The following is a 20,069-nucleotide window of genomic DNA, read 5'->3' on the forward strand; positions in this document are numbered from 1 at the left end:
CCCGACGGCAACCGGAGCACAGCGGAGAGGCGGCCCCCGACGGGCGCCGCCCGCAGGAGGGACAGACCCGTGATCGACGACACCCTGCTCGACGCCGAGGAGCGGATGGACAAGGCCCTGTCGGTCGCTCGGGAGGACCTCGGCTCGGTGCGCACCGGCCGCGCCGCCCCGTCCATGTTCAACAAGATCATGGTCGACTACTACGGCGCGCCCACGCCCGTGCCGCAGATGTCCTCCATCACCGTGCCCGAGGCCCGGATGGCGGTCATCAAGCCCTACGACAACAGCCAGCTGTCGGCGATCGAGAAAGCCATCCGCGACAGCGACCTGGGCGTCAACCCGACCAACGACGGCCAGATCATCCGCGTGGTCTTCCCGCAGCTGACCGAGGAGCGGCGCCGCGACCTGGTGAAGATGGCCCGGTCCAAGGGCGAGGACGCCAAGGTCGCCATCCGCAACATCCGCCGGCGCAGCAAGGAGGAGCTCGACCGCATCGCCAAGGACGGCGAGGCCGGCGAGGACGACGTGCGCCGCGCGGAGAAGGAGCTCGACGAGCTCACCGCCCAGCACGTGAACCACGTCGACGAGGCGGTCAAGAACAAGGAGACCGAGCTCCTCGAGGTCTGAGCCCGTCCCCCCGCCGCGACCATGAGACGCGAGTCCGACACCGGCCCGCTGCCGCTGGTCCGCCGTCCCGGGCAGGCGGCACCGCCGGCCGTGCCGCCGCCCGGGCCGACCGGACCGGCGACGGCGGAGCTCGCCGTACCCGCGACCCGCGAGGTCCCCGTGCCGGCTGCCCCGGAGCAGGTCGCGGCGGGGCAGGCGCCGGTCGAGGACCTGCCGGTCACCGAGCAGCCCCCGGAGAAGCCGAGCCGGGCCGGGCGCGACCTCGTCGCCGCGATCGGTGTCGGGCTCGGTCTCGGCGCGGTCATCCTGGTGTCCCTGCTGGTCTACCGCCCGGCGTTCCTGCTGGTGCTGGGCGCGGCCGTCCTCGTCTCGGTGGTCGAGCTCAGCCGCGCCCTGCGCGCCGGCGGGGCCGAGCCGCCGCTGGTCCCCGTCCTCGTCGGGGCGGTGGCGATGGTCGCGCTCGCCTGGACCCGCGGCTCGGTGGGCCTCGTCGTCGCCTTCCTGCTCACCGTCCTCGCCGTCCTCCTGTGGCGGCTGGGCGACGGGCCGGAGGGCTACCTGCGGGACGCCTCGACCGGGGTCCTGGTCGCGCTCTACGTGCCGCTGCTGGCCGGCTTCGCCGTCCTGCTGCTCGTCCCGGACGACGGCGCCACCCGCGTGATCCTCTTCATCGCCACCGTGGTGGGCAACGACGTCGGCGGCTACACCGCGGGCGTGCTGTTCGGCCGGCACCCGATGGCCCCGACCGTCAGCCCGAAGAAGTCGTGGGAGGGCATGGCCGGTTCGGTGCTGGCCTGCGTCGCCGTCGCCACGCCCATCGTCGTCCTCGCCCTCGACGGGCCCTGGTGGGGCGGCGTCCTCTTCGGCGCGGCTCTGGCCGTGAGCGCCACCCTCGGCGACCTGGGTGAGTCGCTGGTCAAGCGGGACCTCGGCATCAAGGACATGGGGAACCTGCTGCCCGGCCACGGCGGGCTCATGGACCGGATGGACTCGCTGCTGCCCTCGGCGGCCGTGGCCTGGCTGCTGCTCTCCTGGGTCGTGCCGGCCTAGCCGGCGTCCGCGTCGACCATCCACACCGAGCCGACCTCGGTGAACCCGCGGCGGGCGTACCACGTCCGCGGCCAGTCGTCGGCCGCGGCCTCGAGCAGCACCAGGTCGCAGCCGGCCGCCGCCGCGCGGTCCAGCGCCGCGGCCAGGACGGCGTCCCCGTGCCCGCGGCCGCGGGCGGCGGCGTCGGTCTGCACCGAGTCCACGAACGCGGTGGCGCCGTCGACGCGCAGCTGCGCGGCGGCGACCGGCCGCCCGTCCTCGAGCACGGCGAGGTCGTGCACGGCGACGACCCGGTCGTTGCGGTGCTCGCGCCCGACCAGGTGGTCGACCACCTCGTCCAGGTCCGGCCGGGGCGGCAGCTCGGCCCGCCACGCCCGGCGCCACAGGTCGTGCAGGTCCTCCTGCGGCACCGGCACGGCGCGCGGTCCGGGGGGCCCCGGGACGGCGGGGCGGGACATGACGACGACCTCACCGGCGCGCCATCCCCGCTCGGCCAGCCGCTGTGCGACCGCCGCGGCGCCCGGCCAGCACAGCGTCGCGGACCGGTGCCCCAGGCCCGCGTCGCGCGCGAGCTCCGTGGCGGACTCCTCGACGGTGCCGTCGTCGACCGGGTCGGTGAGCAGCAGCCGGTTGTCGTCCCGGGAGTGCCGGTAGGCGGGGTCGAGGACGGCGACGCCCCCGGGCACGTCCCGGACCTCGGCGGCGCGCCGGACGCGCAGGGAGACGAGGGAGGCGACCGCGCGCCCGAGGGCGTCGTCCGGCGCCGGCAGCACCGGCTCGGCCGGTGGGCGGTACGGGACGACGGCGACCACGGCGGAGGCCGGCAGCGGGCCGTACAGGTGCGGGAAGCGCATCGCGGCCGGGTCGCCGTGCACCCCGGGCTCGAACCGCACCGGGTCGGTCAGCCGCGCCGGGTCGACGACCAGCAGCACCAGGTCGCGGCGGCCGGGGAACAGCCGCTGCGCCGGCAGGTGCACCTGGTCGGGCGTGGACAGGTGCACGAAGCCGGCCTCGGCCAGCGACGGCGGCCGCAGGTCACCGGCGTCCAGCGCGGCCCGCCACGCGGCGGGCTCCACCAGGTGCAGCAGCGGCGTCATGCGTCGTCGGGGTCGACGCCGCGGGCGCGCAGCGCCGCCTCGATGGCCTCGCAGACGGTCCGGACGACGGCGACCCGCGCCCACCGCTTGTCGTCACCGGCGACCACGTGCCACGGCGCCACCGGGATGTCGGTGCGGTGCAGCATCTCCTCGACCGCCGCCTCGTACGCGCCGCGCTTCTCCCGGTTGCGCCAGTCCTCGTCGGTCAGCTTCCAGGCGCGCAGCGGGTCGTCCCGGCGGGACTCGAAGCGGCGCAGCTGCTCCTCAGGGGAGACGTGCACCCAGAACTTGACCAGCACCATGCCCTCGGCGGCCAGCGTCGTCTCCAGGTCGACGATCTCCCCGTACGCCCGCTGCCATGCGGCCTCGGAGGCGAAGCCCTCGACCCGCTCGACCAGCACCCGGCCGTACCAGGTGCGGTCCAGCACGGCCATCCCGCCCCAGCCGGGCAGCACCGGCCAGAAGCGCCACAGGAAGTGGTGCCGCTTCTCGTCGTGCGAGGGGGCGGCGAACTGGGCCACCCGAACGTGCCGCGGGTCCAGCTCCTCGACCAGCCGCTTGATCGCCCCGCCCTTGCCCGAGGCGTCCCAGCCCTCGAACAGCACGCACAGCGGCGGCCCCAGCTCGCCCGACCCGAGCTGCCCGCCGAGGAGCAGCCGCAGGTGCACCAGCCGGCGCTGCGCGGCCGCCAGCTGCTCCTTGCCCTCCTTCTTGCCCAGGTGCAGCGACAGGTCCACGTCGGCGAGGCGGCTCATGCGGGCAGCCTCGCCGCTGCGGCCGGGGCTGTCATCCCGGCGGCTCGCCGGGCGGCGGTCCGCCGTGCTGGCGGATCCAGGCGTGCATCGCGATCCCGGCGGCCACGCCGGCGTTGACCGACCGGGTCGAGCCGTACTGGGCGATCGACAGCACGCCGTCGGCCAGGTCGCGGGCGGCGTCGGTGAGGCCGGTGCCCTCCTGCCCGAACAGCAGCACGCAGGCGCGCGGCAGCGGCTCGGTCTCCAGCGGGCGGGCGCCGGGCAGGTTGTCGACGGCGAGCAGCGGGAGCCCCGCGGCGCGGGCCCAGGCGGCCAGCGCGGCGACGTCGGGGGAGTGGTGCACGTGCATGTACCGGTCGGTGACCATCGCGCCCCGGCGGTTCCAGCGGCGCCGGCCGACCACGTGCACGCCCGCGGCGAGGAACGCGTTGGCCGTGCGCACCACCGTCCCGATGTTGAGGTCGTGCTTCCAGTTCTCGATCGCCACGTGGAAGGGGTGCCGGCGGGTGTCGAGGTCGGCGACGATCGCCTCCACCGTCCAGTAGCGGTACCGGTCGACGACGTTGCGCCGGTCGCCGTGCTCGAGCAGTTCGGGGTCGTAGCGCGGATCCTGCGGCCACGGGCCCGGCCAGGGGCCCACCCCGACGTCCTCCGGCGGGGTCGGTCCGGTCCCGTCGTCGGTCACCGGAGCGACGCTAGCCGGGTCCTCCCGGGCCGACGGCCACGCCTCCCCACACGGGGGGCGCCCGTCCGGCACCATGCTCTGACTGCACATGGTGAGTGAGGGATCACGGCGAGTGGTGAACGAGGACCCGGGGACGACGGCGCAGGACGACGCGCAGCCGGCGGCGGACGCCAAGGCCCGCCCGCCGGCGGATCCGGGCCTGCCGGCGGCGGACGACTGGGACGACGCCTGGCTCCCGGCGTGGGTGACCGCCGAGGCGGCGCACCACGAGGCGCCGGACGACGAGGGGCCGGACGACGAGGGGCCGGACGACGAGCCCGTGGTGGACGAGCCCGTGGTGGACGAGCCCGTGGTCGGCCAGGCGCCGGACGACGAGGCGCCGGACGACGAGGCGCCGGACGACGAGGCGCCGGCCGACGAGCCGGTGCTCGACGAGCCCGTGGTCGCCGAGACCGCCGACGACGAGACCCCCGACCGCGCGCCCCCGGACGACGAGGCGGCCGAACCCGCCGCGCCGGCTGCGCCGGTCGAGCCCGCCGAGCCCGCCGCGCCCGAGGCCCCTCGCCCGCTCGTCGTCGTCCGTCCGCGGGTGCGGCTCCGCCGGCGGAGGGGCCTGACCGTGGCCGTCGGCCTGCTGGTCGCCGGCGGCGTCACGGGGGCGGCCCTCCTCGCCACGTCGTCCTCCGACGCGGTCCCGGCGGCGGACCGGCAGCAGTCGTCGGGTCAGGTAGCCGACGCCCCCGGCACCGGCGCGACCGCCCGGGCCACCGGTGGTGCCGAGCCCTCGGCGGCCGCACCGTCGACCGTGGTCGCGGTGCCCCCGCCGCCGTTCGTGACGACCACGACCCCGTCGCCGGCGGGCCGTCCCGACGTCGTCGCGCCGGCCGCGTCCGTGACCGCCGTGCTGCCCGGTGCGCCGGCGGCCGGGGTCGTCGCCGGGACACCGGGCACGTCCGCCGCGGTCCCGGTCGCGGACCCCGTCCCCACCCCGACCGCCGTTGTGCCGACGGGGACCCCCGACGAGCCGGCGCCGGTCCCCACGACTCCCACCGACCCGGCGCCGACCGGCGGCCCCGTGCCCACGGACGTCCCCCCGCCGACCGACGTGCCCGTGCCCACGGACGTCCCCGTGCCGACCGACGTCCCCCTGCCGACCGACGTCCCCCTGCCGACCGACCCGGCGCCGACCGGCGGCCCGACCCCGACGGACGGGGCGGGGACGGGCACGCCGGCACCGGACGACACGGTTGCGGACCCGACCGCACCGGCTCCCTGAGCGAGCGACGTCACCGGCACCGGCGCAGCAGCGGTGGGACCATGGACGGCGCCATGACAGCCCTGCCCCTGGTCTTCGACGCCCCCCGCCGGGGCAAGCCGCCGCGCCACCTCGCCGACCTGACCCGCGAGGAGGCGCGCGCCGCCGTGTCCGGGCTCGGGCAGCCGGCCTTCCGGGCCGACCAGCTCTCCCGGCACTTCTTCCGCGGCACCACCGACCCGGCGCAGATGACCGACGTCCCGGCCGCGGCGCGCGAGACGCTCGCCGAGGCGTTGCTGCCCGGCCTGCTGACCCCGGTCCGGCACCAGGCCGCCGACGGCGGGCGCACCCGCAAGACGCTGTGGCGGCTGCACGACGGGGCGCTGGTCGAGAGCGTCCTCATGCGCTACCCCGGCCGCGCGACCGTCTGCATCTCCAGCCAGGCCGGCTGCGGCATGGCCTGCCCCTTCTGCGCCACCGGCCAGGGCGGGCTGACCCGCAACCTGTCGGCCGCGGAGATCATCGGGCAGGCGGTGGCCGCGGCACGGGCGATGGCCGACGGCGACCTGCCCGGCGGGCCCGGCCGGCTGTCGAACGTCGTCTTCATGGGCATGGGGGAGCCGCTGGCCAACTACGCCCGGGTCCGCCGCACCCTCGAGGCGCTGTACACGCCGGCGCCGCACGGGCTGGGCCTGTCGCAGCGGTCGATCACCGTCTCCACCGTGGGCGTGGTGCCCGGCATCCGCAAGCTCACCGAGGAGGGGCTGCAGGTCACCCTCGCGGTCAGCCTCCACGCCCCCGACGACGAGCTGCGCGACACCCTCGTGCCGGTCAACACCCGCTGGAAGGTCGCCGAGGTCGTGGCCGCCGCCGACGACTACGCCGAGCGCACCGGCCGCCGCTACTCGATCGAGTACGCGCTGATCCGAGACGTGAACGACCAGCCCGAGCGCGCCGACCTGCTCGGCCGGCTGCTCGCCCGGCGCCGCGCGCACGTCAACCTCATCCCGCTCAACCCGACCCCCGGCAGCCCGTGGGACGCCAGCCCCCTGCCCGCGCAGCGGGAGTTCGTGGCCCGGCTGCGGGCGGCCGGGGTGCCGACGACGGTGCGCGACACCCGCGGCCAGGACATCGACGGCGCCTGCGGCCAGCTCGCGGCGGCCGACCTCGCCGACGGCGGTGTCCCGGCCGTGGCGACCGTCCCGGCCGAGCCCGTCGAGCCCCCGGTCGAGCTGGGCGCGGAGGCCGACGGGTGAGCGAGGTCGCCAGCCCGCAGGAGGTCGCCGAGACCCACGGCCACACCCACGCCGACGTCTCCGGCGGGTGGCTGCGCCCGGCGGTGTTCGGCGCCATGGACGGGCTGGTGACCAACACCGCGCTCGTCGCCGGCGTGGGCGGCGGCGGAGCGGCGCCGCGGGCGATCGTGCTGGCGGGCGTGGCCAGCCTGGTGGCCGGCGCGATCTCGATGGCCCTGGGCGAGTACACGTCGGTGAAGACGCAGAACGAGCAGCTCGACCTCGAGGTCGCCAAGGAGCGCCGGGAGCTGCAGCGCAACCCGCGCGGGGAGCTCGCCGAGCTCGTGCACCAGCTGCGGGTCCGCGGCGTCGAGGAGGACCTCGCCCAGCAGGTCGCCGTCCAGCTCTCCCGCGACCCGGAGACGGCGCTGCGGCTGCACGTGGTCGCCGAGATGGGTGTGACGGTCGACGACGAGCCCTCGCCGCGGACGGCGGCCCTGTCGTCGTTCGTCACCTTCGCCGTCGGCGCGGTCGTGCCGCTGGTGCCCTACCTGCTCGGCGTCTCGCTGCTGTGGGTGGCGCTGCTGTGCGGCGGCGTCGGCCTCGCCCTGGCCGGCGCGCTGTCCTCGCGGTTCACCCCGCGGCCGTGGTGGTACGCGGGCGGCCGCCAGCTGCTGTTCGGGGCTCTGGCCGCCGGCACCACCTACCTCATCGGGCTGGCGATCGGCGTCACCGCCGCCTGAGCCGCCGCCCGGCCCCGGACGCGACGAGGGCCGCTCCCCGGTGGGGGAGCGGCCCTCGTCGCGTGCGGAGCTCAGCTCACTTGGCGCGCCAGGCGTTCTTCCGGCGGCGGATGTCCCACAGCAGGATCAGGACCATCACCAGCGCCGTGCCGACGACCCACAGGTCCTCGACGCGGCCCTCGTGGTTGCCGAAGAGGTAGGCGAGGATCACGAGGACGGAGATCCAGGCACCGACCCGGCCGGCCCGGCCGGTCTCGCCGTGCCAGCCCCACTCCTCGGGACGCTCGTGCTCGACCGGGTGCGCGTCGTGCCGGACGACGCCCTCCTCGCGGCCGGGCTGCTCGACCCGCGAGGTGTTCGGGTGGTCGATCGAGATCCGTTCCCGGTGGGTCTGCTCGCTCACGTCCCGCATCTTGCCAGCCCGGCCGCGCCCGTACCGAACGAGGGAGGGCGCGTCGTCGGGGAGGATGGGTCCGTGAGCGGACAGGGGCGTGAGCATCGCAGCGAGGGACGAGCGAGGAGCGGAGCGCCCCGGGGGAGCGGACCGTGGGCATCGTGAGCACCCCGCGCGAGGTCACCGTGCTCGGCTCGACCGGGTCGATCGGCCGCCAGGCGATCGCGGTCGCCGAGCAGAACCCCGACCGGCTCCGCATCACCGGCCTGGCCGCCGGCGGGGGCAACGTCGCCGAGCTGGCCGAGCAGGCGCTGGCGCTCGGGGTGCGGACCGTCGCCGTCGCACGGGCGACGGCGGCGCAGGACCTGCAGCTGGCCTTCTACGCCGCCGCCTCCAAGCGGGGCTGGTCGACGGGGGAGTACTCGCTGCCGGAGATCCTCGCCGGGCCGCGCGCCGCCGAGGAGCTGGCCGCCCGCCCGGCCGACGTCGTCCTCAACGGGATCACCGGGTCGATCGGCCTCGGGCCGACCCTCTCGGCGCTGGCCGCCGGGCGCACCGTGGCGCTGGCCAACAAGGAGTCGCTGGTGGCCGGGGGCGACCTGGTGACCGCCGCGGCGGCCCCCGGCCAGCTCGTCCCGGTCGACTCCGAGCACTCCGCGCTGGCCCAGTGCCTGCGCGGCGGCGCCCGCGGGGAGGTGGCCCGGCTGGTGCTCACGGCCAGCGGCGGCCCCTTCCGCGGCCGCAGCGCCGCGGAGCTGGCCGACGTCACGGTCGAGCAGGCGCTGGCCCACCCGACCTGGGACATGGGGCCGGTCGTGACGATCAACTCGGCCACGCTGGTGAACAAGGGCCTGGAGCTGATCGAGGCGCACCTGCTGTTCGGCGTCCCCTACGCCGACATCGACGTGGTCGTGCACCCGCAGTCGATCGTGCACTCGATGGTCACCTTCGCCGACGGCGCCACCATCGCCCAGGCCAGCCCGCCGGACATGCGGCTGCCCATCGCCCTGGCGCTGGCCTGGCCCGACCGGCTGCCGCACGTGCAACCGGCGCTGGACTGGTCCACCGCGAGCTCCTGGGAGTTCGCGCCGCTGGACGGGGAGGCGTTCCCCGCCGTGGGCCTCGCCCGCGCGGCCGGGGAGGCCGGCGGCGTGGTGCCGGCGGTGTTCAACGCGGCCAACGAGGAGGCGGTCGCGGCGTTCCTCGCGGGTCGGCTGCCGTTCCGGGGCATCGTGGACCTCGTCGCGCGTACCCTCGACGACGCTCCGGACCTCGGCGCGCCCACCTGCGTGGACGACGTCCTGGCCGCCGAGCGGTGGGCCCGGCAGCACGCCCGCGCCGTCGTCTCCGCCCACGAAGGGGGCATGCACTGACCGGGATCCTGCTGACGGTCCTCGGGATCGTCGCCTTCGCGATCGGGTTGCTGTTCTCCATCGGCTTCCACGAGTACGGCCACTTCTTCTGGGCCCGGAAGTTCGGCATGCGGGTGCCGCAGTTCATGGTCGGCTTCGGCCCGACCATCTGGTCGCGCACCCGCGGGGAGACCGAGTACGGCATCAAGGCGATCCCGATGGGCGGCTACATCCGCATCGTCGGCATGATCCCGCCGGCCGAGGAGGGCGAGAGCAAGCGCGCCACCCGCATGCGCAGCTTCATCGCCGAGGTCCGGGGGCAGGCGCTCAACGACGTCCGCCCCGGCGACGAGGGCCGCGTCTTCTACGCCAAGCCGTGGTGGCAGCGCGTCATCGTGATGTCGGCCGGGCCGCTGCACAACCTCGTGCTCGCCGTCGTCCTCTTCACGATCACCCTCCTGGCGGTGGGCACCAGCGTCGTCACCACCCAGGTGGCCGAGGTGCCCGCGTGCGTCGTCCCGGTGGGCGCCCAGAGCATCGACCGGGCCGCGGCCGACGACGTCGACGTCTGCGACATCCCGATCGTCACCAGCGGCGCGGACGCCGGCGAGGTCTGCGAGCTCGGCGAGCCCGACTGCGCGCTGCCCGTCACCAGCCCCGCCGCCCGCGCCGGGCTGCAGCCGGGCGACACGATCGTCGCCATCGACGGGCGGGCCCTGGACCCGGACGCCTACGACAGCTGGACGACGGTGCAGCAGGCCATCCGCAGCTCCCCGAACGAGGAGCTCACGCTCACCATCGAGCGGGACGGCGACCGCCGCGACCTCACCGTCACGCCCATCCCGAACACCGTCTACACCGACGACGGCGAGGGCACGACCACCGCCGGCTTCCTGGGCGTCCAGCCCGTCGGCGGGCTGGCCCGGCAGTCCGTGGGCGACGTCCCGGGCTACTTCGGGATGATCGTCGGCAACTCGATCGAGCGCCTGGTCGAGATCCCCGAGCGGGTGCCGCAGCTGTTCCGCGCCGCCTTCCTCGGCGAGGAGCGGGACGAGAACGGGCCCATCGGCGTCGTCGGCGTCGGGCGCATCTCCGGCGAGGTGTTCTCGATCGAGCAGTTCAGCACCGCCGAGAAGATCAGCTTCTTCCTCAGCCTGCTGGCCAGCGTCAACCTCGTGCTGTTCCTGTTCAACCTCCTGCCGATGTACCCGCTCGACGGCGGCCACGTGGCCGGGGCGCTGTACGAGAAGGCCCGGTCCACCGTCGCCCGCCTGCGCGGGAAGCCGGACCCCGGGCCGTTCGACATCGCCCGCCTGATGCCGGTGGCCTACGTGGTGGCCGGGCTGTTCATCGTGCTGTCGGGTCTCCTGCTCGTGGCCGACATCGTCAACCCGATCACCCTGCAGTAGCGGCCTCCGCACGCGGTCACCGGCACGGTCCCCGGCGCGGTCACCCAGGTCACGGCGCCGGCGGCGGCACCCACCTGCGCGGAGGGCGATACTGGGAGCCATGTCCACGCTCGTCGGTCTCGGCATGCCCGCGGCACCCCCGCCCGTCCTGGCCCCGCGCCGCAAGACGCGGCAGCTGTCCGTGGGCGGTGTCGGCGTCGGCAGCGACTCGCCGGTCAGCGTGCAGTCGATGACGACGACGAAGACCGCCGACGTCAACGCCACGCTGCAGCAGATCGCCGAGCTCACCGCCGCCGGCTGCCAGATCGTCCGCGTCGCCGTGCCCGACACCGACGACGCCGAGGCGCTGCCGGAGATCGCCCGGCACTCGCAGATCCCGGTGATCGCCGACATCCACTTCCAGCCCCGCTACGTCTTCGCCGCGATCGACGCCGGCTGCGCCGCGGTGCGCGTCAACCCGGGCAACATCAAGAAGTTCGACGACCGGGTCGGCGACATCGCGAAGGCGGCGAAGGGCGCCGGCATCCCGATCCGGATCGGCGTCAACGCCGGGTCCCTGGACAAGCGGCTGCTCGCCAAGTACGGCAAGGCCACCCCGGAGGCGCTGGTCGAGTCCGCGCTGTGGGAGTGCTCGCTGTTCGAGGAGCACGACTTCCGCGACATCAAGATCTCGGTCAAGCACAACGACCCGGTCGTCATGGTCCGCGCCTACGAGCTGCTCGCCGCCCAGTGCGACTACCCGCTGCACCTGGGCGTCACCGAGGCGGGCCCGGCCTTCCAGGGCACGATCAAGTCGGCGGTCGCCTTCGGCGCGCTGCTGAGCAAGGGCATCGGCGACACGATCCGCGTCTCGCTGTCGGCCCCGCCGGTCGAGGAGGTCAAGGTCGGCACCCAGATCCTGGAGTCGCTGAACCTGCGCCAGCGCGGCCTGGAGATCGTCAGCTGCCCCTCCTGCGGCCGCGCCCAGGTCGACGTCTACAAGCTGGCCGACGAGGTCACCGCCGGTCTCGACGGCCTCGAGGTGCCGCTGCGCGTCGCCGTCATGGGCTGCGTCGTCAACGGGCCGGGCGAGGCCCGCGAGGCCGACCTCGGCGTGGCCTCGGGCAACGGCAAGGGCCAGATCTTCGTCAAGGGCGAGGTCGTCAAGACCGTGCCCGAGTCGCAGATCGTGGAGACGCTGATCGAGGAGGCCATGCGTCTCGCCGGTGAGCAGGCCGACGGGGACGTCCCCTCCGGCCCGCCCGTCGTCACCGTCGGCTGACGGCCGCCCGCCGGTGCTGCGCTCCTCGATGTCGTCCACCCGCCCCACCACCCCGGCGGCCCGGGTGCTGGACGAGGCCGACGAGGCCGCGGTCCGGCAGCTGCTCGACACCGACCCGGTCGCCGGCTGCGTGATCGCCGGCCGGGTGGAGCGGGCCGGCACCGCGGCGGCGTCCCTCGGCGCGCCGCTGTGGGGCTTCGGCACCGGCCGGCACCTCGACGCCGTCTGCCTCGCCGGCGCCAACCTCATCCCGTTCGCGCTGCCCGGCGCCGAGCAAGCCTCGGCGGTCGCCTTCGCCGAGCGGGCGCGCAAGGCCGGCCGCCGCTGCTCCACCATCGTGGGCCCCGCCGGTTCGGTCGACCCGCTGTGGGAGCTGCTGGCCCCGCACTGGGGCCCGGCGCGCGACCACCGGCCGCGGCAGCCCCTGATGGCGATCGAGGGGCCGCCGGCCATCGCGCCCGAGCCGCGGGTGCGCCCGGTGCGCCCGCACGAGGTGGAGGTGCTGTTCCCCGCGGCGGTCGCCATGTTCACCGAGGAGGTCGGGGTCAGCCCGCTGCGCGGCGACGGCGGCGCCGGCTACCGGGCCCGGGTGACCGACCTGGTCCGCGCCGGGCAGTCGCTGGCCTGGATCGAGGACGGCCAGGTGCTGTTCAAGGCCGAGATCGGCGCGGTGTCGCGCGCGGTCTGCCAGGTGCAGGGCGTGTGGGTGTCGCCCGCCGTCCGCGGCCGGGGCATCGGCGCCGCCGGCACCGCCGCGGTCGTCGAGTACGCCCGGTCGGCGATCGCGCCGGTGGTGAGCCTCTACGTCAACGACTTCAACGCGCCCGCCCGGGCCGCCTACACCCGCGTCGGCTTCCGCGAGGTCGGGCGGTACGCCAGCGTCCTGTTCTGAGCGCCGGTCCCCGATCCCGGCACGGGCGGGTGGCAGGCTGGGGGTGTGGGGAAGCGACGCGCGACGGTCCTCGGTTCGGCGGTGGCGCTGCTGGCGGTGCCGGTGCTGGCCGCCTGCTCGGGCGGCTCGGACGACGACGACGCGGTCCGCGACGCCGCGCAGGCCTTCCTGGCCGACTGGGCCGGTGGCGACACCGCGGCCGCGGCCGGGGCCACCGACGACCCCGACGCCGCCACCGCCCTGCTGGACCAGACGGCCACCGACCTGCCGGAGGCGGCCCTCGCCGCCGAGCTCGGGGACGTCGAGGTCGCCGACGACGGCACCGCCACCGCCGCCTGGACGGCCACCTGGGACCTGGCCGCGGCCCCCGACTGGACCTACGAGGCCACGCTGCGGCTGCGTGAGGCCGACGACGACTGGCAGGTCGTGGCCGAGCCGGCCCTGGTGCACCCCGAGCTCGCCGAGGGCCAGCACCTGGAGCTCACCCGGCAGCTCCCCGAGCGCGCGGCGGTGACCGACGCCGCCGGCGGGCCGCTGTTCACCCCGACCGAGGTCGTCCGGGTCGGGGTGGACCCCGGCCAGGTGACCGACCTGCCGGCGCTCGCGGCCGCCCTCTCGGCCGCCACCGGGGTCGCGGCCGAGGAGATCACCGCCGACGTCCAGGCCGCGCCGGCCGGGCAGTTCGTGCCCGTGATCGACCTGCGCCGGCCCGACTTCGAGGCGATCCGCGCGCAGGTGTTCGACCTGCCCGGCGCCGTCTTCCCCACCGAGACCCGGCTGCTGGCACCGACCTCCCGGTTCGCGATCGCCCTGCTCGGCCGCGTCGGCTCCGCGACCGCCGAGGTGCTCGAGGAGACCACCGGCGACGACGGGCCGCTCTACGCCGCCGGCGACCAGCTGGGCACCTCCGGGCTGCAGCGGGCCTACCAGGAGCAGCTCACCGGCACCCCCGGCTTCACCGTCACCGTCGTCAGCACCGACGAGAGCACCGGTGACGAGGGCCGCGAGATCGCCGCCGTGGAGCCGGTGCCCGGTGAGCCGCTGCAGACCCCGATCGTCCCGGCGCTGCAGACCGCGGCCGACGCGGCCGTGGCCACCCAGCCGCTGCCCACCCACCTCGTCGTCGTCCGCCCGGGCACCGGCGAGGTCCTCGCCGTCGCCTCGAACGAGGCGGCCACCCCCGCCAACGCGCTCAGCGGCCAGTACCCGCCCGGGTCGAGCATGAAGACGGTGACGGCGACCGCGCTCCTCGGCACCGGCGCCCTCACGCCGGCCACCCCCGTGCCCTGCCCCGGGACCACGGTCGTCGAGGGCCGCGAGTTCGAGAACCAGGACCAGTTCGACCTCGGCACGGTGCCGTTCACCGAGGCCTTCGCCCAGTCCTGCAACACCACCTTCATCCAGCAGGCGCTGCAGCTGCCCGACGACGCGCTGTCCGCCGCGGCCGCGTCCTACGGCGTCGGCGCGGACTGGCAGCTGCCGGTCGGCGTCTTCAGCGGCAGCGTGCCGGCCGACAGCACCGGGACGACGAAGGCGGCCAACGCCATCGGCCAGGGGCAGGTGCTCGTGAGCCCGGCGCAGATGGCGCTCGTCGCGGCCGGCATCGCCAGCGGCACCCCGGCCGCTCCCGTCGAGGTGGTGGGGGAGAGCGGGGGTCCGGCGCCCGCCGGGCCCGACGCCGCGGTCCTGGACGCCCTGCGGCCGATGATGCGACAGGTCGTCCTGACCGGGACCGCCACCGCGCTGGCCGACCGCGGCGAGGTCTACGGCAAGACGGGTACCGCGGAGTTCGGCACCGCCACCCCGCCGGAGTCCCACGGCTGGTTCGTGGGCTACCAGCTGGCCGGTCCGCAGGGCGACATCGCGTTCGCCGTGCTCGTCGAGGCGGGCCAGTCCAGCAGCGCGGCCGTCGGGGTCACCGACGCCTTCCTCGGCTCCCTGGGCTGAGGCGGACGGGGTCCCGGGCGGACCTCAGGCGTGCCGGAAGGCGACCTGCTCGCCCCGCTCGAACCGGCCGCGGAAGGCCCACAGCAGCACGCGCATCGGCAGGCCGGCGTCGGCGAGCAGCCGCTCGCGGGAGTCGTCGTCGAGCCCCTTGGCCGCCCACGGGACGAAGAAGGGCAGGTCCCGCGGGGAGACGCCCTCGCCGGCGGCGTCCTCGACCCGCTGCCAGCCCGCCGCGGACAGGTGCCGCTGCAGCAGCGGCAGCGCCTCGGTCTCCTCGTGCCGCAGGTGCGCGGTCAGGGTGTCGCGGGCGGCCCGGGTGTGGTCGGCCAGGCGCTCGGCGACCGTGGCGGTGGGGGAGGAGGCCATCGCGGCGAAGCCCTCGGCGCACGCGGTGACCAGCGGGTCGATGAGCCGGTGCTCGGCCTCCATCGCCTCCAGCGTCTCCCGCCCGGCGGTGTCCCCGGCCGCGTCGACGAGCTCCAGCAGCTGCGGCCACAGCGTCGTGTCCTCGACGGTGTGGTGGTGGTGCAGGACCGTCGCGAACCGCTCCCACCGCCGGGCCAGCGCCGTCCACGCCTCGGCGTCGTCCACCGGGGTGCGGCGGGCGGCGGCCGCGAAGTCGGCCAGGTCGCGGCGGAAGGCGTGGTGGGCCATGAACATGCCCGACAGGTCGTGCGGCCCCTCGGGGGCGGCGGTCTGGCCGGGCAGGCGCAGCTGCGGCCGGGCCGGGGGACGCAGGACGGCGGTGCCCGGGACGAGGGCGGTCTCGGCGGTGCCCATGACGATGCTCACGGCGTGCTCCTCGGGAGGCGGCTGCCGCGGCCCCTGCGGCTGCGGCGACGCCACGGTCGCCCGCCCGGCTTGACCGTCCCTTGCAGCCCCCTTGCAGGCCGCTGGCCGGCCGGCTACTGCTCCGGCAGCCCCGGGAAGGGCGTCGTCGCCGGGGTCTGGCCGGCCGCCCGGCGCCAGCCGACCGCGCGCACCTCCGCCGCGCCCAGCTCCTGCACCGCCAGCGTGCGGGTGGCCGCCTCCGCCGCGTCGTCGAGCAGCGCGACCCACGCGCCGCTCACCCCGGTCTCGAGGACGACGGCCAGCGCCGCCGCGTCGACGGCCGACAGCACCGGGAAGGGCAGCCGGTAGGCGGCCTCGGCGTCGACGGGGTCCAGGCCGCGCTCGTCGAGCAGCGCCGCCAGCCGGTCGCGGATGGCGCGGTGGACGTTCTCCGCCTCGACCGCCGGGCCGCGGTCGGGCGGCGGCAGCGCCGCGCCGACCACGCCGTAGCCCCACACCGCGGCGTGCTCGGCGGCGACGACGGCGCGCAGCGCGGCCTCCTCGGCGGCGGGGTCCGTCCCGCCGGACGTCCCGTCGTCAGCCACGCGGGCCTCCCCTCACGCGAGCGCCGCCACCTGGCCGCGCAGCCCGGCGGCCACCGACCCGAGCAGCGCGGCCCGCGCGGCCGACTGCTCGGCGCAGGCCGCCTCGTGCGCGCCCGCCGCCGCGGCCAGCCGGTCGCGCAGCCACGCCCGCACGTCCCCGCCGGCCGGCGGGCCACCCGCGTCGGCCGGGGCCGACGACGTCGCCCCGGGGGCGGCCGCCCGCAGCCGGTCCAGCTGCGCCATCGCCTGCTCGGCCTGCGGCGCCAGCAGGTCGCCCAGCACGGGGTCCGCGGCGGCCGCCGCGGCGTGGGCGGCCACGGCGGACTCCTGGACGGCGACCTGGGCGGCCAGCGCGTCGGCCTGCTCGGCGGTCACCGGCGCACCGGCGTCGTCGTCGCCCGTGCAGCCGGCCAGCAGCGCCAGCCCGGCCGTGCCGACCGCGCCGACCAGGAGGCTGCGCCGGGACAGGGCGGGCAGGCGCGGGGCGGTCGGCGGGGGCATCGCCGCCATCCTCCCAGCCCGCCCCCGGAGCGCACGGCAGCCGCTCCGTGACGCCCCGCACCCGGGCCCTCTCCCCGGTGCCGGTCCCGCCGCCGGGTCTCGCCCCGCGCGGCCGGGCGGTAACCTGACCATCCGCCCGGTCGGGCCCGTCAGGGGCCCCGGGACCGGGGAGCGGGTCCGCAGCGCACGTGCCCCGACGCCGTCAGGAGGGAGGGAGCCCGTGTCCACCAGCCGCCGGACCGACCCCGCCGCCGCCCGGCTGGCCGGCTGGATCCAGCCGGTCGTCGACGCGGCCGGGTACGACCTGGAGGAGCTCGTCGTCACTCCCGCCGGCCGGCGCAGCGTCGTGCGCGTCGTCGTCGACCGGGACGAGGGCGTCACCCTCGACGACGTCGCCGAGGTGAGCCGGGCGGTCTCCGCCGCCCTCGACGAGAACGACGGCGAGCTCGGCCGCGCCCCCTACGTGCTCGAGGTGACCAGCCCCGGCGTCGACCGGCCGCTGACCGAGCAGCGGCACTGGCGGCGCAACACCGGGCGCCTGGTGACCGTCGCCGTCGGGCCGGCCGGCTCGAGCGAGCAGGTCACCGGCCGGGTGGTGGCGGTCGGCGCCGAGGGCGTCACGCTCGCGGTCGAGGCCCCGGGCAAGCCGGGCGCCCGCAAGCGGCCGCCGACCGAGCGGCAGGTGGCCTGGGGCGAGCTCGGCGCCGGCCGGGTGCAGGTCGAGTTCGGCCGCCCCGCGGCCGGCACCGACCAGGACGCCGAGGGCGACCCCGACGGCATCGGCGACACCGACGACACCGACGACATCGACGACATCGACACGGACATCGACGACGAGGACGGACAGTGAACATCGACGTGACCGCCCTCCGGGCGGTCGAGCGCGAGCGGGGGATCCCCGCCGACACGGTCATCGAGGCCATCGAGACGGCCCTGGTGACCGCCTACCGGCACGCCGACGGCGCGGCCAAGCACGTGCGGGTGCACGTGGACCGCAAGACCGGCGAGGCCGTCGTCCTGGCGCAGGAGCTCGGGGCCGACGGCGAGGTCGTGCGCGAGTGGGACGACACCCCCTCCGACTTCGGCCGGATCGCGGCCAGCACCGCCAAGCAGGTCATCGTCCAGCGGCTGCGCGACGCCGAGCACGAGCAGACCTTCGGGGAGTACGCCGGCAAGGAGGGCGACATCGTCAGCGGCGTCGTCCAGGCCGACGCCCGCCGCAACGCCCAGGGCTCGGTCCTGCTCGACATCGGCAAGGTCGAGGCCGTGCTGCCCGCCGCCGAGCAGGTGCCCGGCGAGTCCTATCCGCACGGCAGCCGGCTCAAGGCGTACGTCGTGAGCGTGGCCCGCACCTTCCGCGGCCCGCAGGTCACGATCTCGCGCACCCACCCCAACCTGGTCCGCAAGCTCTTCGCCCTCGAGGTCCCCGAGATCGCCGACGGCAGCGTCGAGATCGTCGCGGTGGCGCGCGAGGCGGGGCACCGGTCCAAGATCGCTGTCCGCACGGCCGTGCCCGGACTCAACGCCAAGGGGGCGTGCATCGGCCCGATGGGCCAGCGTGTGCGCAACGTCATGAGCGAGCTGCACGGCGAGAAGATCGACATCGTGGACTGGTCCGACGACCCGGCCACCTTCGTCGCCTCGGCGCTCAGCCCCGCGCGGGTCAGCAGCGCCCGGGTGGTCGACCCGCAGGCCAAGGCGGTGCGGGTGGTCGTCCCGGACTTCCAGCTGTCGCTGGCGATCGGCAAGGAGGGGCAGAACGCCCGCCTGGCCGCGCGGTTGACCGGCTGCCGCATCGACATCCGCAGCGACGCCGAGGCCGACGGGTCCGCCCCCTCGCCCGGCGTGGGCCGGCCGCCCCTGCGCTCCGGGGGAGCGCCCGGCCAGGGCGGCCGTCCCGGTGCGCCCGGTCCGGGCGGGCCCGGACGCGGCGGCGCCGGCGGCCGCAGCCCCGGTCGGGTGGGTCGCTGACCGAGCCCGGAACACCGGGGGCCGTGGGCGCGCTAGAGTACAGAGTGGTCGGGACGTCGAAGCCGGTCCGCACCTGTGTGGGGTGCCGGCAGCGCGCTCCGGTCACCGATCTGCTGCGCGTCGTCGTCCGCTCCGGGGCCCTGGTCCCGGATCCCCGGCGACGGCTCCCCGGTCGGGGGGCATCGGTGCACCCCACGCCGGAGTGCCTGCACGCAGCGGAGCGACGCCGGGCCTTCCCCCGGGCGCTGCGCCTCCCCGGAGGCGCGGCCGCCACGTTGGAGGCCGGTCCGCTCCGGGCCCACGTCCTCGGTGCATCACCCGATGCACCCGGGCGGCAGGCCGGGACGGACAGCACGTCAAGGTCGGATCGGCAGCAGGCCGGTCCGCACGTCGACAGGACATCGTCGGATGACTCAGCCGTGAAGCACTCACGATGACCATGCGCCACTAGCGACGGGGTCGAGCGGGCGAGCCGCCGGCCTCACCAAGAGGAGATCCGTGCCAGGCAAAGCCCGCGTACACGAACTCGCCAAGGAGTTCGGTGTCGACAGCAAGACCGTGCTCGCCAAGCTCAAGGAGCAGGGCGAGTTCGTGAAGTCCGCCTCCTCCACCGTCGAGGCCCCCGTGGCCCGTCGGCTGCGGGAGGCCCTCGGTGCGAGCACCGGTGCCGGCAACGGCGCCGCCGCGGCACCCGCCGGCCCGCGCCCCGGCGCCCCGGCCCCCGGTCCGCGCCCCTCGGCGCCGGCCCCGCGTCCGGCCGCCGCCGCGCCCCAGGCGCCGGCTGCACCGTCCGCGCCCGCCGCGCCGGCTCCGGGCCCGCGTCCGGCCGCTCCGGCGCCGCAGGCGCCCGCGGCCCCGGCCCCGGCCCCGGCCCCGGCCCCGGCGGCCCCGCCGGCTCCGGCCGGCCCGCGTCCGGGTGCCCCGCGCCCCGGCGCCCCCGCGCCGCGTCCCGGCGCCGGTGGTCCGGTGCAGGGTGGTCCGGTGCAGGGTGGTCCGGTGCAGGGTGGTCCGGTGCAGGGCGGTCCGGTGCAGGGCGGTCCCCGTCCGGCTCCCGGCGCTCCCGCCGGTGGCGCCGGTCCCCGTCCCGGGCCCCGTCCCGCGCCGCGGCCGGGCAACAACCCCTTCAGCAGCGGTCCGCGTCCCGGCCCGGCGGCCGGCGGCCCGCGTCCCGGCCCCGCGGCCGGCGGTCCCCGTCCCGGCCCGGCGGCCGGTCCCGGCGGTCCCCGTCCGGGCCCCGGTGCCGGTGGTCCGCGTCCCGCGGCCGGTCCCGGCGGTCCCCGTCCCGGTCCCGGCGCGGGTGGTCCGCGTCCGGCGGCCGGCCCGGGCGGCCCGCGTCCGGGCCCCGGGGCCGGTGGTCCGCGCCCGAACCCGGGCATGATGCCGCAGCGCCCCTCGCCGGGCATGATGCCGCCGCGTCCGGCCGGTGCCGGCCGTCCCGGCGGTGGCCCCGGTGGTCCGGGTGGCCGTGGCCGTCCGGGTGGCCCCGGCGGCGGCGGTGGCTTCCGTCCCGGCGGCGGCG

The 20,069-nt window shown here is 76.7% G+C and carries 20 protein-coding genes and 1 pseudogene; 14 read left to right on the plus strand and 7 right to left on the minus strand.

Going from position 1 to position 20,069, the window contains the following annotated elements; all coding sequences use genetic code 11:
- Window positions 1-69: 69 nt before the first annotated feature.
- Both frr and ACI8AX_RS14210 read left to right on the plus strand, forming a co-directional pair.
- Window positions 70-627: a ribosome recycling factor gene (gene frr / locus ACI8AX_RS14205; RefSeq protein ID WP_456550476.1), complete on the plus strand. Its 558-nt coding sequence runs from the start codon at window positions 70-72 to the stop codon at window positions 625-627.
- 21 nt (window positions 628-648) lie between these two features.
- Window positions 649-1,677, plus strand: coding sequence for a phosphatidate cytidylyltransferase (locus ACI8AX_RS14210; RefSeq protein WP_456550477.1), 1,029 nt, complete (start codon window positions 649-651; stop codon window positions 1,675-1,677).
- Here the strand turns inward: ACI8AX_RS14210 and ACI8AX_RS14215 are convergent.
- The 3 genes from ACI8AX_RS14215 to ACI8AX_RS14225 are packed head-to-tail and all read right to left on the minus strand — an operon-like array spanning window position 1,674 to window position 4,214.
- On the minus strand, window positions 1,674-2,774 hold the full coding sequence (locus ACI8AX_RS14215; RefSeq protein WP_456550478.1) for a GNAT family N-acetyltransferase: 1,101 nt from the start codon (window positions 2,772-2,774) through the stop codon (window positions 1,674-1,676). The two genes, ACI8AX_RS14210 and ACI8AX_RS14215, sit on opposite strands and share 4 nt — an antisense overlap.
- Window positions 2,771-3,529 carry a polyphosphate kinase 2 family protein gene (locus ACI8AX_RS14220; RefSeq protein WP_456550479.1) on the minus strand — a complete coding sequence of 253 codons (759 nt, stop codon included), beginning with the start codon at window positions 3,527-3,529 and terminating at the stop codon, window positions 2,771-2,773. Before ACI8AX_RS14220 ends, ACI8AX_RS14215 begins: the two co-directional genes overlap by 4 nt.
- 31 nt (window positions 3,530-3,560) lie before the next feature.
- The gene (locus ACI8AX_RS14225; RefSeq protein WP_456550480.1) at window positions 3,561-4,214 is read right to left on the minus strand and encodes a TrmH family RNA methyltransferase; all 654 of its coding nucleotides are present in this window, start codon (window positions 4,212-4,214) and stop codon (window positions 3,561-3,563) included.
- Window positions 4,215-4,329: 115 nt separating this feature from the next.
- Here ACI8AX_RS14225 and ACI8AX_RS14230 point away from each other — a divergent pair, with 115 nt between their 5' ends.
- Genes ACI8AX_RS14230 through ACI8AX_RS14240 form a run of 3 tightly spaced genes read left to right on the plus strand, consistent with a single transcriptional unit; the run spans window position 4,330 to window position 7,447 of the window.
- Complete coding sequence (locus ACI8AX_RS14230; RefSeq protein WP_456550481.1) at window positions 4,330-5,490, plus strand: hypothetical protein; 1,161 nt, start codon at window positions 4,330-4,332, stop codon at window positions 5,488-5,490.
- Window positions 5,491-5,543: 53 nt separating this feature from the next.
- Entirely contained in the window at window positions 5,544-6,725 is a 1,182-nt protein-coding gene (gene rlmN / locus ACI8AX_RS14235) for a 23S rRNA (adenine(2503)-C(2))-methyltransferase RlmN (RefSeq protein ID WP_456550482.1), read from the plus strand.
- Complete coding sequence (locus ACI8AX_RS14240) at window positions 6,722-7,447, plus strand: VIT1/CCC1 transporter family protein (RefSeq protein WP_456550483.1); 726 nt, start codon at window positions 6,722-6,724, stop codon at window positions 7,445-7,447. Before rlmN ends, ACI8AX_RS14240 begins: the two co-directional genes overlap by 4 nt.
- Before the next feature lie 76 nt (window positions 7,448-7,523).
- On the opposite strand, the gene ACI8AX_RS14245 is transcribed toward ACI8AX_RS14240, so the two are convergent.
- Entirely contained in the window at window positions 7,524-7,850 is a 327-nt protein-coding gene (locus tag ACI8AX_RS14245; protein WP_456550484.1) for a DUF2631 domain-containing protein, read from the minus strand.
- A 152-nt stretch (window positions 7,851-8,002) separates the two neighbouring features.
- On the opposite strand from ACI8AX_RS14245, the gene dxr reads away from it, so the two are divergent.
- The 5 genes from dxr to ACI8AX_RS14270 all read left to right on the plus strand — a co-directional run bounded on the left by dxr (window position 8,003) and on the right by ACI8AX_RS14270 (window position 14,702).
- Window positions 8,003-9,214, plus strand: coding sequence for a 1-deoxy-D-xylulose-5-phosphate reductoisomerase (dxr, locus tag ACI8AX_RS14250; RefSeq protein ID WP_456550485.1), 1,212 nt, complete (start codon window positions 8,003-8,005; stop codon window positions 9,212-9,214).
- Between the two features lie 26 nt (window positions 9,215-9,240).
- Window positions 9,241-10,602: a M50 family metallopeptidase gene (locus ACI8AX_RS14255; protein WP_456550540.1), complete on the plus strand. Its 1,362-nt coding sequence runs from the start codon at window positions 9,241-9,243 to the stop codon at window positions 10,600-10,602.
- A 100-nt stretch (window positions 10,603-10,702) separates the two neighbouring features.
- Window positions 10,703-11,863, plus strand: coding sequence for a flavodoxin-dependent (E)-4-hydroxy-3-methylbut-2-enyl-diphosphate synthase (gene ispG, locus ACI8AX_RS14260; protein WP_456550486.1), 1,161 nt, complete (start codon window positions 10,703-10,705; stop codon window positions 11,861-11,863).
- A 28-nt stretch (window positions 11,864-11,891) separates the two neighbouring features.
- On the plus strand, window positions 11,892-12,755 hold the full coding sequence (locus tag ACI8AX_RS14265; RefSeq protein WP_456550487.1) for a GNAT family N-acetyltransferase: 864 nt from the start codon (window positions 11,892-11,894) through the stop codon (window positions 12,753-12,755).
- A 45-nt stretch (window positions 12,756-12,800) separates the two neighbouring features.
- Window positions 12,801-14,702 (plus strand): penicillin-binding transpeptidase domain-containing protein, encoded by a 1,902-nt coding sequence (locus ACI8AX_RS14270; protein ID WP_456550488.1) that lies wholly within the window; start codon window positions 12,801-12,803, stop codon window positions 14,700-14,702.
- A 24-nt stretch (window positions 14,703-14,726) separates the two neighbouring features.
- On the opposite strand, the gene ACI8AX_RS14275 is transcribed toward ACI8AX_RS14270, so the two are convergent.
- The 3 genes from ACI8AX_RS14275 to ACI8AX_RS14285 all read right to left on the minus strand — a co-directional run bounded on the left by ACI8AX_RS14275 (window position 14,727) and on the right by ACI8AX_RS14285 (window position 16,579).
- A complete protein-coding gene (locus tag ACI8AX_RS14275; RefSeq protein ID WP_456550489.1) occupies window positions 14,727-15,494 on the minus strand; it encodes a hemerythrin domain-containing protein in 768 nt (255 codons plus the stop codon).
- A 113-nt stretch (window positions 15,495-15,607) separates the two neighbouring features.
- Complete coding sequence (locus ACI8AX_RS14280) at window positions 15,608-16,078, minus strand: ferritin-like domain-containing protein (RefSeq protein ID WP_456550490.1); 471 nt, start codon at window positions 16,076-16,078, stop codon at window positions 15,608-15,610.
- Window positions 16,079-16,090: 12 nt separating this feature from the next.
- The gene (locus tag ACI8AX_RS14285; protein ID WP_456550491.1) at window positions 16,091-16,579 is read right to left on the minus strand and encodes a hypothetical protein; all 489 of its coding nucleotides are present in this window, start codon (window positions 16,577-16,579) and stop codon (window positions 16,091-16,093) included.
- 220 nt (window positions 16,580-16,799) lie between these two features.
- On the opposite strand from ACI8AX_RS14285, the gene rimP reads away from it, so the two are divergent.
- From rimP to ACI8AX_RS14305, 4 genes and pseudogenes are all read left to right on the plus strand, one after another.
- Window positions 16,800-17,429, plus strand: coding sequence for a ribosome maturation factor RimP (rimP, locus tag ACI8AX_RS14290; RefSeq protein ID WP_456550492.1), 630 nt, complete (start codon window positions 16,800-16,802; stop codon window positions 17,427-17,429).
- A complete protein-coding gene (gene nusA / locus ACI8AX_RS14295) occupies window positions 17,426-18,550 on the plus strand; it encodes a transcription termination factor NusA (RefSeq protein WP_456550493.1) in 1,125 nt (374 codons plus the stop codon). Before rimP ends, nusA begins: the two co-directional genes overlap by 4 nt.
- A gap of 77 nt (window positions 18,551-18,627) precedes the next feature.
- Window positions 18,628-18,987, plus strand: coding sequence for a YlxR family protein (locus ACI8AX_RS14300; RefSeq protein ID WP_456550541.1), 360 nt, complete (start codon window positions 18,628-18,630; stop codon window positions 18,985-18,987).
- A gap of 61 nt (window positions 18,988-19,048) precedes the next feature.
- Window positions 19,049-19,195: pseudogene (locus ACI8AX_RS14305) on the plus strand (translation initiation factor IF-2 N-terminal domain-containing protein); the annotation flags it as partial.
- Window positions 19,196-20,069: the final 874 nt, after the last annotated feature.

The sequence above is a fragment of the Blastococcus sp. SYSU D00813 genome, from assembly GCF_054050735.1.